The sequence below is a fragment of the Paenibacillus dakarensis genome, assembly GCF_001373415.1.
GTDB lineage: Bacteria > Bacillota > Bacilli > Paenibacillales > Paenibacillaceae > Paenibacillus_AQ > Paenibacillus_AQ dakarensis.
On sequence record NZ_CDSE01000029.1, the window covers coordinates 1 to 12,386 of the forward strand.

The window sequence follows — 12,386 nt, forward strand, 5'->3', positions numbered from 1 at the left end:
CTGCCGCCCGCCGATACATCAAAGAAGTTAGCGCCAATAATCCGGTCAAAGCTTAGCAGAACCAAACCTACGGTTACTGCCGGGAATGCAAACAGTATCATTGCGGAAGTAATAAATGAAGTCCATGTAAACATCGGCATTCTCATGAAGGACATTCCTGGAGCACGCATAGTAATTATCGTTACCAGAAAGTTAATACCGCCGATCAATGTACCAAGACCTGCTATTTGCAATCCTATCGTGTAGAAGTCAACCCCATGAGATGTGCTGTAATCCGTAGTGGATAACGGCGTGTATGCCGTCCACCCCGCATCCGGAGCTCCTCCCATGATCCAGCTTAAGTTCAGCAAAAGTCCGCCGAACAGGAACGTCCAGAATCCGAGTGAGTTCAGAAACGGAAATGCAACGTCGCGCGCACCGATCTGCAGCGGAACAACCGCATTCATCAGTGCGAAGATAACCGGCATGACACCCAGGAAGATCATCGTCGTCCCGTGCATCGTGATCAATTCATTAAACACTTGCGCCGATACTAAGTCGTTCATCGGCTTGATCAGCTGCAGACGGATCAGAATCGCTTCAATACCGCCGATACCGAAGAATAGACCGCCAGCAAGCAAGTACAATACTCCGATTTTTTTGTGGTCAACGGTCGTTAGCCAGTCCATCAACCCAGAGTAGCGCTTGACGCTATGGCTATGAGCATGAGCATGAGCCAAGATTGGTACCCCCTTTAAAAGTTCTTGCTGTATTAATACTCCAGTTTATAATTGGCCAAGTAATCGGCAATCTGCTCAATCTCTTCGTCACTGAATCCGAGATCTTTAGGAGCAGGCATCTTGTTGCCTGGTTTAACAGCCTCTGGATCGGAAAGCCACTCCACCAGATTGTCTTTTACAGGCTTCGAGCCTTTTGCACCGTTTATATCGTTCAGCAAGATACTCGCCACCGTTTCACGCGACCCTATCCCTGTCAAATTAGGACCCGAGAATCCGCCTTGGTCACCTACAGCGTGGCAAGAGAGGCAGTTCGTCTTGAACTTCTCAGCAAGCTGTGTATCTTCAGGAAGTATGGATGGCGCTTTGTTAGCTTCAATCCACTGATCGAACGAAGCTTGGTCAACCGCTTTCACGCGAAACTCCATAAAGCCGTGTGATGTACCGCATAACTCGGCACACTTCCCGATGTATGTACCCGCATTTGGTGTGCTGATCGTCATATAGTTGATGCTGCCCTCAGTATTGGTGTCCATCTTGCCTGCAAGCGATGGAACCCAGAAGGAGTGAAGCACATCAGCTGTCTTCAATTCCAAAGCGATCTTCTTATCCACAGGAATGATCAGCTCTTGAGCTGTCTTTAAATTGTCATATTGTGGATACTCAAACTCCCACCAGAACTGATGAGATGTTACTTTAACCTGCAATGCATCTTTATTTTCCCAATCATTCTCGCCATAAGCGAAAACCTTCTGAATCGTAGGAATCGCAAGCACGAGTACGAGAACAAGCGGAATCGCTGTCCAAATAACCTCCAGCTTGATGTTTCCTTCTACTTGCTCCGGAACCTCATTCTGTCCCTGCTTTCTGCGGAATTTAATCAACACATACGTCGCTATGGCGAATACTACAATAAGCACGACCACCATAATCGAAATCGAAAGCTTGATTAAATCCAGCTGCCCTTCAGCTACTGGACCTTGTGGTCTCAATACTGACAAGTCCTCACGGCCACAGCCGGACAAGAGCAAAGAAAACACGGCCAACAAAGGAAGGAGACGCTTTACAGCCTGCCACTGTTTCATCATTGATCTACCCCACTTTTCCGATTTTCGTAGACTACCATCCGGCGCGATCAGCGGTAATCTACCTGCAGTATCACGGATGAAATAATCCTGTCAATTAATGCAATCACTTATTAAATATAAGTTTAAGGTCATCTTTTGTCAATCATTCACAGGGAGTTCACAAATTGTTCGAAAAGTTGTCAAAGTGGCTCTATGGTTGAATTTGTAATCGCTTTCAATAGTTACTTTCATAGAGGCTCCCCTTGCTCTCCTGCTTGTCGAATCTTGACATCACCGATTTCCAGCCTGCATGACATTATGTATATATATGGACCTTTTTCCTGTTTTGAATCTAGTTTTCTATATATAAATTTTAAGAGAGAGCCCCCCCTCTCTCTTCTTATTCCGTTAAAATATAGGGACCTTTATTCGTAATCGCAATGGTATGCTCGAATTGAACTCCAACACTTCCGTCAGCAGATGAAATGGTCCAGCCGTCATCACCCCAATATACCGCACCTGATGGCCCCATCGTAAACACGGGCTCGATCGTAATCACCATGCCCTCAATAAGCTTGCGCCCTCTCCCCCGGATACCGAAGCTCGGCACTTCCGGCGGCTCGTGAATTTGCCGGCCTATGCCGTGTCCGACCAGAGGCTTTACGAGACCATATCCTCCAGCCAATGCCCGCTGCTCAATCACATAGCCTATATCCCCGATGGTATTGCCCACCTTGGCCATGCTTATCCCGTCATACAATGCGTCCTTTGCATTTTTCATCAGACGCGCCGCAGCTGGTCCGGGCCTTTCTACAGCGTAAGTCCAGCCGGAATCGGCTAGCCATCCATTCTTGTTAACCACGATATCAATGGTGACAATATCCCCCGCCTGAAGCGGCTTCTCACTTGGAAAGCCATGACACACAACATCATTTACAGAGGCGCAGGTAGCAAACGGATACCCTTTATAGCCCTTTTGTTCCGGAGAAGCGCCTGCCTCCTTCAAATACTTCTCAACCTTTTCGTCAATTTCGAGTGTACTTACACCCGGCTTGATCCATTTGGCAACCTCCTGATGACATTCAGCCAGTATCCTTCCTGCTCTGCGGATATATTCTATTTCCTGCTTGCTTTTGATTTGAACCCTCACTTCCAGCACCCTCCTTTTCGAAAGAGCCACCGATCGCCTATACACCAAAGGTATTCATTTAACAAATATATGTGTAAAGAAACGCAAAAAAACCGTCATTTACGGCCATAGCCGCAAAAACGGTTTAAAGTAGTTAATCTTATGAAGAATTTACATTAATAAAAAAATTCAATTGGATTCTCTTAGGCGGATCTGTGTCTTACGATACGGAAGAATTGATTCTTCCCAGCTCATTCTCTACAACGAGAGTAAGCTCTTCTTCATATCCTCCCATAATATGATACTTCCGGACATACTCCTTTACAAATTTTTTCGGATCTTTAGGCCGGAAAATTCGTGTCATTTCCCGCAGACTTTCTTTAACTTCATTGTGACCTTTCGTTGCCATGATGATCCCTCCCAAAACGTGGATAATAATAACTCCGTTTAAGAGAATGCCGAAAAAAGATCTCTCCTGTTAAATTATGCTGACTGCAGTGCTAGTTGTGATAGGTTCATATTCAGCAACTTACCAACACCCCTGACACTTACATACCACATGAGCATGTAATTGAATCATTAACTTATTGTATCATATTCCAAGGATTGTTTCATCTTTCCTAATAAATGTTTTTTTGGGCAATCAAATATGTACCGGCCGATGAGACCGATGATTTTGGTTAAGATAGCTATAGATGCCTGTGACTCGGGCCGAAGCAGGAAAGGAGAATCCAGAGATGAAGCAACCGATATCGATATTAACCTCCCCAGCTGCCCCAGCTCCTTTCTTCCCTGACGGGGAGCCGGTTGAACAGGGCTGTAATGCAGTTCTGCTGGAAAATGCGCATCAGACCATTATCAAGAGCTATCCCAAAATGCACAGTTTCTTAATCGTACGAGACGGGAAGCTTATCTTCGAGAAATATTACGGAGCTCATCACCAGGGTGCCCTGAATGACCTTCGCTCTGCTACCAAAAGCTTCACATCCACCCTGTTCGGAATGGCTGTTCATAGAGGGGAACTGCCATCAATTGATACACCTGTGCTGCCATTCTTGAAGGAGTATGCCACACGGAGCACTCATCCCCTGCTTCACCGTGTAACCTTTCGTCATCTGCTTACCATGACATCAGGGTTCGCATGGCAGACAGGCAAAAAGCTCGGTGAGCCGCTGATTCACCGTTTTCACCGTAACCGCAGATGGGCCTCTTTCGCTTTAGCTCTTCCGGTTATCGATGAGGATATGGGAACCTTCCAATACCGGAGCACCGATTCGCACCTTCTGTCCGTCGCTCTAAGTAAAGCGACCGGGATGGATGCGTTCACTTATGCAAAAACTCATCTGTTCACCCCACTGGACATTACCCACTCTGCCTGGACGCCAAGTCCGGAAGGACACAGCATGGGCCATGTCGGACTGTACCTTACGTCCAGGGATATGGCCAAATTCGGCCAGTGCTGTCTAAATGAAGGGAAATGGAAAGGGGAGCAGATTATACCTAAGGAGTGGCTTACAGAGGCACTAACCCCCAAGACAGAAGGCTACCCTGCGTTTGGAGATTACGGATTCCAATGGTGGACGGGCAAAATGGACGGGCAGCCCTTTACGCTTGCGCATGGACACGGCGGGCAGCAAATTTATATATTCCCTGAACTGAATACGGTTATCGTCTTCACACAGGACAGTCATGTAAGCAGGTGGAAAAACCCGCGCATGCTGCTTGAGAGATTTATCATTAAATCATTCAATACTTGAACAGATCAGGATATTCACCTGTGATTCTGGATACGTTAAGCTTTAGGAATCCTATTACACAGCATGAAAGGAGGAACCCCATGTCTAATCATAATGAAATGCATCCCATTTCACGGGAAAAGGTTGAAGTTGACGGTGTGTACACGAATGAATGGGGACGGGAGGAGCGCCTGAAACGCGGAGAAACTTTTCCTGCTGATCCGATCCTCGGTGCAACGGAGTGGAAGCTTACCGAATTGGAATTTGAGAATCATCATGACGGACGCACTGACGAGCGTCTTATCGTTAAAGAAGAGGGCCATGGCAAGCAGGAAAAGCTCACACCTAAATATACCAGCGATCCCGAAGGGCCTTCAGCTTAAACACCTGGCGATCATATCTCTGGCAGGAAGATGACTGTCCCCTAAAGCAGGCCTTTAGCATTCTAAATGGATGCACAGGTCTGTTTTTTTGAGGCAAAAAATTATGATACTTATCCCAGCTTTATTACTCATAACCATCATACTTTGTCCAGGACACTCATATGGTATATTAGCTTGCCCTAAGACAAGGAGTTGGTTGTATGTCTCCCTTTAAATCATCTACAGGAATCCCGGAGAACTTCGCTGCCACCCTGTGTTACTTGTTCCCGATGGTCGGTGGAATCCTCTTTCTCGCCCTGGAAAAAAGAAGCCGGTACGTCATGTTCCACGCTCTCCAATCCATGCTGATGTTTGGCACTCTAGCCCTGGCCCATATGCTCTCAGGCGCCGTGCCTATTGTCGGCCTGCTGGCATCCGCACTGCTTGGCTTACTCAGCGTCCTTCTATGGCTTGTGCTTATGTTTCATGCTGTTCAAGGCAGATGGTTCAAGCTTCCCTGGATCGGAGGCTTTGCCGAGAAACAAATCTCTAAAATGTAATTGCAGTTCAAGCTAGGCTTCACCCGCACAAAAAAAGGCATCCGCTTATGCGGCATGCCCTTTTGCTGTCTTTTTAGAGGAAGCTGAAGCCTTATTCCCTTTAAGCCCGTTGAACAGTAAGTTAAGAACAATGGCTGTCAAACTGCCGGCTACAATGCCGTTATCAGCTAGAATACGAATCCAGCTTGGCAATTGAGCAAACAGATCAGGTACCGTGGTTACACCAAGTCCCATACCGACGGAGCAGGCAATGATAAACAAGTTCTCATGCCGGTTCAGATCCACCTGGTCACCCAGCATGCGGATCCCTGAAGAAACGACCATTCCGAACAGCGCAACCATCGCACCACCCAGTACAGAGGTGGGTACCAGCTGCGTTAATGCCGCAATCTTCGGCACGAAACCGATCAGGATAAGAAATCCGCCCGCAACGACAATGACATCCCGCGTCTTGACGCGGCTCATCTGGATCAAGCCTACGTTCTGGGAATAGGTTGTGTATGGGAAGGAGTTGAAAATACCACCGATCACGATCGCGAGACCTTCCGCACGATAACCGCGAGACAAATCCTTCGAGGTAATATCTCTATCCACGATTTTGCCAAGAGCCATAAATACGCCTGTGGATTCCGCCACGCTGACGATGGCCACCAAAATCATCGTCAGGATTGGAACGAGCTTAAATTCCGGCGTTCCGAAATAAAATGGCTGAGGAGCACGGAACCAGCCTGCTTCCTGAAGCGGAGCTAAATTCAGATCACCGAACAGCGCTGCAGCCAAGGTTCCGAGGATAAGACCGAGCAGTACAGAGATCGAGCGCAGGAATCCTTTTGAGAAGCGATTCATTATAATTATGAAAATAAGGACACCAAAGCCCAGCGCCAGATTGAGCGGACTGCCAAAATTCTCACTGCCCTGTCCGCCCCCAAGGTCTGTCAGCGCTACTGGAATGAGCGTTAGGCCGATAATCGTCACAACCGAGCCGGTCACGACCGGAGGAAACACAGAGATCAGCTTGCCGAATAGCCCTGAGAACAAAACCACGAATATACCGGAGGCAATAATCGAACCATAAATGGCAGACATGCCGTGTTCCGATCCAATGATGATCATCGGTCCTACAGCCTGAAATGCACAACCGAGCATCACCGGCAGGCCTATACCGAAATACTTGTTGCCGAATACCTGCAGCAGCGTCGCAAGTCCGCATGCCAAGAGGTCGATCGCAATCAGATAAGTCAGCTGTTCTGTGGTCAGGTTAAGCGCACTCCCGACAATTAGCGGCACGATGACAGCACCTGCATACATAGCCAAAACGTGCTGAATACCAAGCGAAAAGGTTTTTAGAGGATGACGTCGTCTATCAAAAATCGGTTCCTTTGTGGTCAATTTCTGTTCTGCCATGGGAAATGGAAAGCCTCCTGGAATGTAAATTTATATAAAATTAAGCAAATGTAACGACGCCGTTGTCGAGTGCCGCGATCCGTACCAGTGATTCTACGCGGTAACCTGCTTCTGTAAGGAGCTTACCGCCCGGCTGAAATGCTTTTTCAATAACAATCCCGATGCCAGCCACTTGCGCACCAGCCTGCTCAACAATCCTTGCCAATCCGAATGCAGCCTCACCGTTAGCAAGAAAATCATCGATAATAAGCACCCGGTCTCCAGGATGAATGAACTTTTTGGATACCGTAATATCGTTGCTCTCCTGCTTCGTAAAGGAGTACACCTTCTCGACATAAATATCTTCACGGAGGGTTAATGATTTCTGCTTCCGGGCGAAGATCATCGGAACCTCCAGTTCAAGTGCTGTCATGATTCCAGGAGCAATACCGGACGACTCAATCGTCAAGACTTTATTGATGTTCTCCTCTTGAAACAGGCGTGCGAACTCCTGTCCTACCTCTTTCATTAGAATTGGATCCATCTGGTGATTCAGGAATGAGTCCACCTTAAGGACTTGTCCACTTAATACGATGCCTTCCTCCCGGACCTTGTTCTGCAGTAATTGCATGATGCCCCTCCTCTTGTGTCTATAAGTACGCCTTGTCACTGTAATCCAAAAAAGCCCGCTTGCTCCTTCTACCGAAATCGACCGGTATCTGGGTAACAAGCGGGCTTGAACAACAATAGCGTTAATACACCCGCCATAAATCATGGCGTGGATACATATCAGCCTTGTGTCATCCCGTAGTCCAATCATTCCGGTGATCGGGTAGAAACATGCAGGCCAATTCCTGCACATATACGAGAAACTTATAATATACAGTTTTAGTTTAACGAATAAAGAGAAGTATACCTATTCTTCATGAAAAAATAAAGTGAAAATTTCAGGAAGATACATTTACCAATTATCAAAAATGTACGCCGCCCCTTCTCCGCTAAGACACTAAAAAAGCCGCCCAAGGGCAGCCTTTTAGATAAACCTATAGTTTTAGCGAAGGAATGAATCAATCTGCAACAGCTCACTCTATCGCCTGAATTCTTACAATCCCGTTCTTTTCGGAAGAAGATTGCCCACAATCGATTTCAAGTGGCGATCCTCCGTATATTTATCCTCTCCGATATCCAGCTCATTTACCCGAATATACTTATAAGAAGCGCTGGGATCCTGTGGTCTGTAAACCAGATCCTCATTCTCATCCGGAACCACTTTATATTCCATCTCATGAAACATCTCCAGCAATTGATTCGAATCCGGCAGTTCGCCTGGATCTACAAAGGTCAGTCCTCTCAGCTTCTTGGGCCCTTCCTTGTGCATCACCGTAAAATGAACAATACACTCCATTTCTCAGCATCTCCCTTCTCTCAGCTGTATCAAGCTGGTCTGACAAGGCAATCATTTCGATTAAAGCCGGGAGTGAAATCCCGGCTTTATCCCCTATACAGTATACCCAATGTATTACATTTCCTTACTTTATGGAATGATAAAGCTCACCGTTTATTCTAAAGTGTTCTCATCCCGCGGAGCTTCCTCTGCCTCTGACAGCTCAGCATCCGAAGCTATATATTTGCTCTGGATACGACCGAAATAAGGTCCATATTTTGTTTCCAGCTCGCGTCCCATATCCTGCTCCAGTTCATAAAGCACCATTTCCTGTGAGAAATGGTGAAGCAGAAGCTCAGCCATCACCGGATGTGCCGTAACTACAGCCTGCGTGTTCATTTCTCCGCCACGCATGCCAAGCATGCACCACTCTCGATCAATAACGAATGAGAACTTCCGGCCGCCCCGCTTCCGCTCTCCAACCCCCTTCCAGCCTTTCCAGGCAAGGGTGCGGGCCAAGCCATTATCCGGCCCATCACAGGCCCACAGCACCCGAACCCCGCGTTTCTCGGCGGCTTCAAGCTCCTCACGCAGCAGGGACGCTTCTTCACGCCACACATCAACGACGATTTCACTCTCCGCTTGTGCCAGCTTACGAACAACCTGTTCCAGAACTTCCTTATCCCCTTCTACACTATGAAACGGCGCTGCATCTCCTTCCGGTCTTGGCAGGCTCTTCTCCACATAGGCAAGGGATGCCTCCACCCTGCTGGAGATCATCCGCGTCAGCTCTTCAGGTTTCAGCGATATGTAACGCACAGGTTCCCCGGTTCCGCGATGCAGCGCCCCCTGCCGCTCCAGCCGCTGCATCGCTGCATATACATTGGAGCGAGATGCGCCCAGACGCTTCGCGACCTCATAACCACCTGCCGGACCGTGCTCAGCAAGGTCAACCATAATTTTTGATTCAATTTCTGTAAAGCCCAAGTTGCGCAAATGATTCAGTAACTGTTCCATTCTCCTGTCCTCCCAAAGCTGCCTGAACGAATCATCATCCAATTGTCCGCTTTCCCCCGCGCACTATGGTTGTGTCCTTGATCATGCGGCGCTTTTAAATCTGCTCGGCACCGCAGCGAGGGCACCATTTAGAGCCCTTCGGCAGATCTGCGCTGCAGATCTGGCATTTCACCATATCCCGAACCTCTCCGTTCTTAGGCAGGTTGTCCTGGCTCTGATTGTTCTCCTGCCAGAAACGAATGCGGCGGTCAAGCTCAAGCTGACGTTCACGCTCACGCTCCAGCTCTTCGAGATGGCGACGCTCTTTCTCCCGCTGTTCTTCCTCATAACGGCGTCCTTCCTCGTCCTCCGCCTTATAGACCGGGAGCTCTTCAACCTCTGCTTCTGCTTCAGCTTCATGATGCTCGTATTCCGGTTTGTACACATAAGGACCCTCGTCCACTTCAGTGGCCACACTCTCTTCAGAGAAGAACAGCTCGCGCTCATACTTCGGTTCCTTCGGTTCCTTCGGCTCCACAGGCTCCATAGGCTCATTCCACTGCTCCTGCTTAACCGTTAAATCTGCCAGCTTGTTACCGCAATATGGACAGAAGTTCGCATCGAGCGCTACGGTACGTCCACACTTACATATCCGCTCATTCTTCAGAATAGCAATACGGTTACGCAGCTCATCAATCTGCTCCTGCAGATCATCACACGATTTGGCCAGGTCCATCATTTCCTTCTCGGCAATAGACATATCCTGAGAACGATATCCTTCATAAAACGCTCTACCCATTTCCATATAATAAGAATATTTTCTCTGTTCGATATCGGAAATCTGACCGTTCAGTTTATTGATCTCTACCACATGCTGTGCTTTCTCAGTTGCTTTATTAGCGCCATCTTTAATCTTTTGCAAAAAATTCATCCGTGTCTCCTCCTCAATTCCCCTAGCAAATGTTCCGGTTAGCCGGTTTATACCCGCAATTCGTTTCTTCAATGGTTTTAAACGTAATTCTCCTCATTGTCACACATCCTATGCAGATCGCATAGCTTCCATGCATAGCCTTCCCCTTTTAACCACCCGGGAAGGTGATTCTATCATACCAAATTTACTAGCTTGATGGAAAAAGGGAGAGTCTTCCAATCCGGGTTGCTTGATTCATGACTCCACAGACCGTGTAAACATAGGATAAATGAAAATTATTCCAAGCACCTTCCCCTTTGGAAGGACAATAAGTGATTCTAGTAAAAACAATCAACATAATCATGCTCGAATCGGCACTATTCGTCAATAAATATGACTTTATTCTTTCTATATTACACCGGGGGCCCTACAAGCACACCCGAAAACGGAGGGATTCGATAAATGAAGAATGACCAAAAGATCTATTATGTTTCTGTAACCCATAACCTGATTCAGGATGTACCCAATGACTCGAACGAATTTGTCGTATGCATGAATGATGAGCAGCTTACCAAGCTCCGGGATTTAATGAATGAAGTCAGCCAAAGTGATAAGTATGCCTTCAAGCGCACATTCGTCCCGTACAAATCAGCTGACCATGATGATGCCGCCGAGGAATTCGATGAGCGCACCATCGAATTGTATGCGTATCTTTATCAATATGGGGATGAAAAAACGAGAGAGTTGATCAAAGATATGAACCTCATCCCTAAAATGGATGACACCGGTTATGATCATCCGGGGTACGAGGAATCCCCCTTTAACAAGTAGGGGAATAAACCAAAAAACACCCGCAAGCAGCCCATAATACACTTAAAAACCCGGGACCTTGAAAGGCTCCGGGTTTAAGCATTGCTTAAATTTATATTTTCAGGTTTGCTTCATCGAAATATTCCTCAAGCGTCAAGCCGCTTTCAGCAATATCAGGAGCGAGATCCTCACCGACATAACGAATATGCCATGGCTCATACACATAGCCGGTAATACCCTCCTGACCTTCCGGGTAACGAATAATAAATCCATACTTCGGAGCGTTCTCCGCGAGCCATATTCCTTCCTTGGTTTGGCCAAAGGACTGCTCCAGCGCATTGCCTGCGCTCGGACTGGACACATCAATGGTAAGCCCGGTCTGATGCTCGCTTGTACCCGGGGCAGCACTAATGCGGTCCGCTTCTGCCTGACCCTTGGTGGCTACATGGTTCTCATAAACCGATTTCTGTCTAGAATAGGATCGATAGCCAGATACAGCCCTCAGCTCAATCCCTTCCGAATCTGCAGCTTTGAACAATGTCTCCAGCGCCTCGGCTGCTTCTTTCCGCATTTTCCGCTTCTCATGCGATTCTTCGAATGAGAACGGCACATTCGGTTCCGTCAAATCGGGAGGTTCATAACCGTCAGGCAAGCTGCGGCTTTTATTGACGACTACCGTAACCGACTCTTCATTTGTCACCACCGTCTTGCCATTCTGTTCACGAGCTGTAGCTTGAAGGGAGTTCTCACTGCGCTTTGCCATGACCGGGTCAGCTTGTCCTCCGTTACCCGTTTCCTCCGCCAGGGTACCGCCCTGCTCTCCTTCAACCTGTGCCTGCAGCGCTTGCCCCTTTACCTCACCAGATCCTTCGGATTGGCATCCGGCCAGCAGTGCTCCTGCAAGCATTAAAGAGGATAACAGCAGGCTTGTCTGCCGTGTTCTTGTCCCTCTATGTCCGCTCATTGTCCGCCTCTTCCTTTCTGTATCTCTTAGAGGTCCATTGTACCTTATTCTGAGGCGGAGGGACAAATCATATATCGACATAATATGTCAGAAATAACGAAAAAAGACCCTCCTTGCGGCCATCAAGTCGTTATTTCGGCATTTCACTCCTGATCCGAAAGCTTCCCCGGGTTCTTCAGCGTGCGGCGCCGGCGCTCGGCATTGTTCGCCGTTTGGCGAACAATAAGTCCGAGCGCCTTGGATGCGCCGCGCACCTGCGGCAGCAGGCCGGACCAGTCTCCGTCCGGCCCGAGCTGCTCCGGTGGAGGGGGCGGCGCAAGCCGCAGCTCCACCTCTTGCAGCAGCGGCCCGGGGCGGTGCAGCCGGCCC

14 protein-coding genes, 1 pseudogene and 1 riboswitch are annotated in these 12,386 nt (G+C 48.1%); of the genes and pseudogenes, 4 read left to right on the forward strand and 11 right to left on the reverse strand.

Going from position 1 to position 12,386, the window contains the following annotated elements; translation table 11 throughout:
- The 4 genes from BN1234_RS08115 to BN1234_RS08130 all read right to left on the reverse strand — a co-directional run.
- On the reverse strand, positions 1–668 hold a 668-nt coding region (locus BN1234_RS08115), incomplete at its 3' end, for a cbb3-type cytochrome c oxidase subunit I (protein ID WP_170308010.1).
- Between the two features lie 83 nt (positions 669–751).
- Positions 752–1,804: a cytochrome c oxidase subunit II gene (coxB, locus tag BN1234_RS08120; RefSeq protein WP_054956163.1), complete on the reverse strand. Its 1,053-nt coding sequence runs from the start codon at positions 1,802–1,804 to the stop codon at positions 752–754.
- A gap of 379 nt (positions 1,805–2,183) precedes the next feature.
- Entirely contained in the window at positions 2,184–2,933 is a 750-nt protein-coding gene (gene map, locus BN1234_RS08125) for a type I methionyl aminopeptidase (RefSeq protein WP_054956164.1), read from the reverse strand.
- A gap of 199 nt (positions 2,934–3,132) precedes the next feature.
- Positions 3,133–3,321 (reverse strand): hypothetical protein, encoded by a 189-nt coding sequence (locus BN1234_RS08130; RefSeq protein WP_054956165.1) that lies wholly within the window; start codon positions 3,319–3,321, stop codon positions 3,133–3,135.
- Between the two features lie 328 nt (positions 3,322–3,649).
- Between BN1234_RS08130 and BN1234_RS08135 the strand changes: the two genes are divergently transcribed.
- The 3 genes from BN1234_RS08135 (at position 3,650) to BN1234_RS08145 (ending at position 5,570) form a co-directional block, all read left to right on the forward strand.
- Positions 3,650–4,669 carry a serine hydrolase domain-containing protein gene (locus tag BN1234_RS08135; RefSeq protein WP_054956166.1) on the forward strand — a complete coding sequence of 340 codons (1,020 nt, stop codon included), beginning with the start codon at positions 3,650–3,652 and terminating at the stop codon, positions 4,667–4,669.
- 80 nt (positions 4,670–4,749) lie between these two features.
- Positions 4,750–5,031 (forward strand): hypothetical protein, encoded by a 282-nt coding sequence (locus BN1234_RS08140; protein ID WP_054956167.1) that lies wholly within the window; start codon positions 4,750–4,752, stop codon positions 5,029–5,031.
- 200 nt (positions 5,032–5,231) lie between these two features.
- Complete coding sequence (locus BN1234_RS08145; RefSeq protein WP_054956168.1) at positions 5,232–5,570, forward strand: DUF4870 domain-containing protein; 339 nt, start codon at positions 5,232–5,234, stop codon at positions 5,568–5,570.
- 45 nt (positions 5,571–5,615) lie between these two features.
- Here the strand turns inward: BN1234_RS08145 and BN1234_RS08150 are convergent, their stop codons facing one another.
- From BN1234_RS08150 to BN1234_RS08170, 5 genes are all read right to left on the reverse strand, one after another.
- Positions 5,616–6,974 carry a nucleobase:cation symporter-2 family protein gene (locus tag BN1234_RS08150; protein ID WP_054956169.1) on the reverse strand — a complete coding sequence of 453 codons (1,359 nt, stop codon included), beginning with the start codon at positions 6,972–6,974 and terminating at the stop codon, positions 5,616–5,618.
- Positions 6,975–7,014: 40 nt separating this feature from the next.
- Positions 7,015–7,584 (reverse strand): xanthine phosphoribosyltransferase, encoded by a 570-nt coding sequence (locus BN1234_RS08155; RefSeq protein WP_054956170.1) that lies wholly within the window; start codon positions 7,582–7,584, stop codon positions 7,015–7,017.
- A 157-nt stretch (positions 7,585–7,741) separates the two neighbouring features.
- Positions 7,742–7,841, reverse strand: a riboswitch (purine riboswitch).
- A gap of 214 nt (positions 7,842–8,055) precedes the next feature.
- Positions 8,056–8,358, reverse strand: a complete 303-nt coding sequence (locus BN1234_RS08160; protein ID WP_054956171.1) for a hypothetical protein — start codon at positions 8,356–8,358, stop codon at positions 8,056–8,058.
- A 153-nt stretch (positions 8,359–8,511) separates the two neighbouring features.
- Positions 8,512–9,354: a TrmB family transcriptional regulator gene (locus BN1234_RS08165; protein WP_054956172.1), complete on the reverse strand. Its 843-nt coding sequence runs from the start codon at positions 9,352–9,354 to the stop codon at positions 8,512–8,514.
- A gap of 94 nt (positions 9,355–9,448) precedes the next feature.
- Positions 9,449–10,264 carry a zinc ribbon domain-containing protein gene (locus tag BN1234_RS08170; RefSeq protein WP_054956173.1) on the reverse strand — a complete coding sequence of 272 codons (816 nt, stop codon included), beginning with the start codon at positions 10,262–10,264 and terminating at the stop codon, positions 9,449–9,451.
- 441 nt (positions 10,265–10,705) lie between these two features.
- Here BN1234_RS08170 and BN1234_RS08175 point away from each other — a divergent pair, with 441 nt between their 5' ends.
- Positions 10,706–11,074, forward strand: a complete 369-nt coding sequence (locus BN1234_RS08175; RefSeq protein WP_054956174.1) for a hypothetical protein — start codon at positions 10,706–10,708, stop codon at positions 11,072–11,074.
- A 91-nt stretch (positions 11,075–11,165) separates the two neighbouring features.
- Here the strand turns inward: BN1234_RS08175 and BN1234_RS08180 are convergent, their stop codons facing one another.
- Positions 11,166–12,017 (reverse strand): M15 family metallopeptidase, encoded by an 852-nt coding sequence (locus BN1234_RS08180; protein WP_054956175.1) that lies wholly within the window; start codon positions 12,015–12,017, stop codon positions 11,166–11,168.
- Between the two features lie 143 nt (positions 12,018–12,160).
- A pseudogene (locus BN1234_RS22480) lies at positions 12,161–12,386 on the reverse strand (hypothetical protein); the annotation flags it as partial.

What these genes read in the sequence shown, in the direction of transcription:
- coxB (WP_054956163.1), bottom strand. Translation starts at nt 1,804, where the DNA reads ATGATGAAACAGTGGCAGGCTGTAAAGCGTCTCCTTCCTTTGTTGGCC.
- BN1234_RS08130 (WP_054956165.1), bottom strand. Translation starts at nt 3,321, where the DNA reads ATGGCAACGAAAGGTCACAATGAAGTTAAAGAAAGTCTGCGGGAAATG.
- BN1234_RS08135 (WP_054956166.1), top strand. Translation starts at nt 3,650, where the DNA reads ATGAAGCAACCGATATCGATATTAACCTCCCCAGCTGCCCCAGCTCCT.
- BN1234_RS08140 (WP_054956167.1), top strand. Translation starts at nt 4,750, where the DNA reads ATGTCTAATCATAATGAAATGCATCCCATTTCACGGGAAAAGGTTGAA.
- BN1234_RS08145 (WP_054956168.1), top strand. Translation starts at nt 5,232, where the DNA reads ATGTCTCCCTTTAAATCATCTACAGGAATCCCGGAGAACTTCGCTGCC.
- BN1234_RS08150 (WP_054956169.1), bottom strand. Translation starts at nt 6,974, where the DNA reads ATGGCAGAACAGAAATTGACCACAAAGGAACCGATTTTTGATAGACGA.
- BN1234_RS08155 (WP_054956170.1), bottom strand. Translation starts at nt 7,584, where the DNA reads ATGCAATTACTGCAGAACAAGGTCCGGGAGGAAGGCATCGTATTAAGT.
- BN1234_RS08160 (WP_054956171.1), bottom strand. Translation starts at nt 8,358, where the DNA reads ATGGAGTGTATTGTTCATTTTACGGTGATGCACAAGGAAGGGCCCAAG.
- BN1234_RS08165 (WP_054956172.1), bottom strand. Translation starts at nt 9,354, where the DNA reads ATGGAACAGTTACTGAATCATTTGCGCAACTTGGGCTTTACAGAAATT.
- BN1234_RS08170 (WP_054956173.1), bottom strand. Translation starts at nt 10,264, where the DNA reads ATGAATTTTTTGCAAAAGATTAAAGATGGCGCTAATAAAGCAACTGAG.
- BN1234_RS08175 (WP_054956174.1), top strand. Translation starts at nt 10,706, where the DNA reads ATGAAGAATGACCAAAAGATCTATTATGTTTCTGTAACCCATAACCTG.
- BN1234_RS08180 (WP_054956175.1), bottom strand. Translation starts at nt 12,017, where the DNA reads ATGAGCGGACATAGAGGGACAAGAACACGGCAGACAAGCCTGCTGTTA.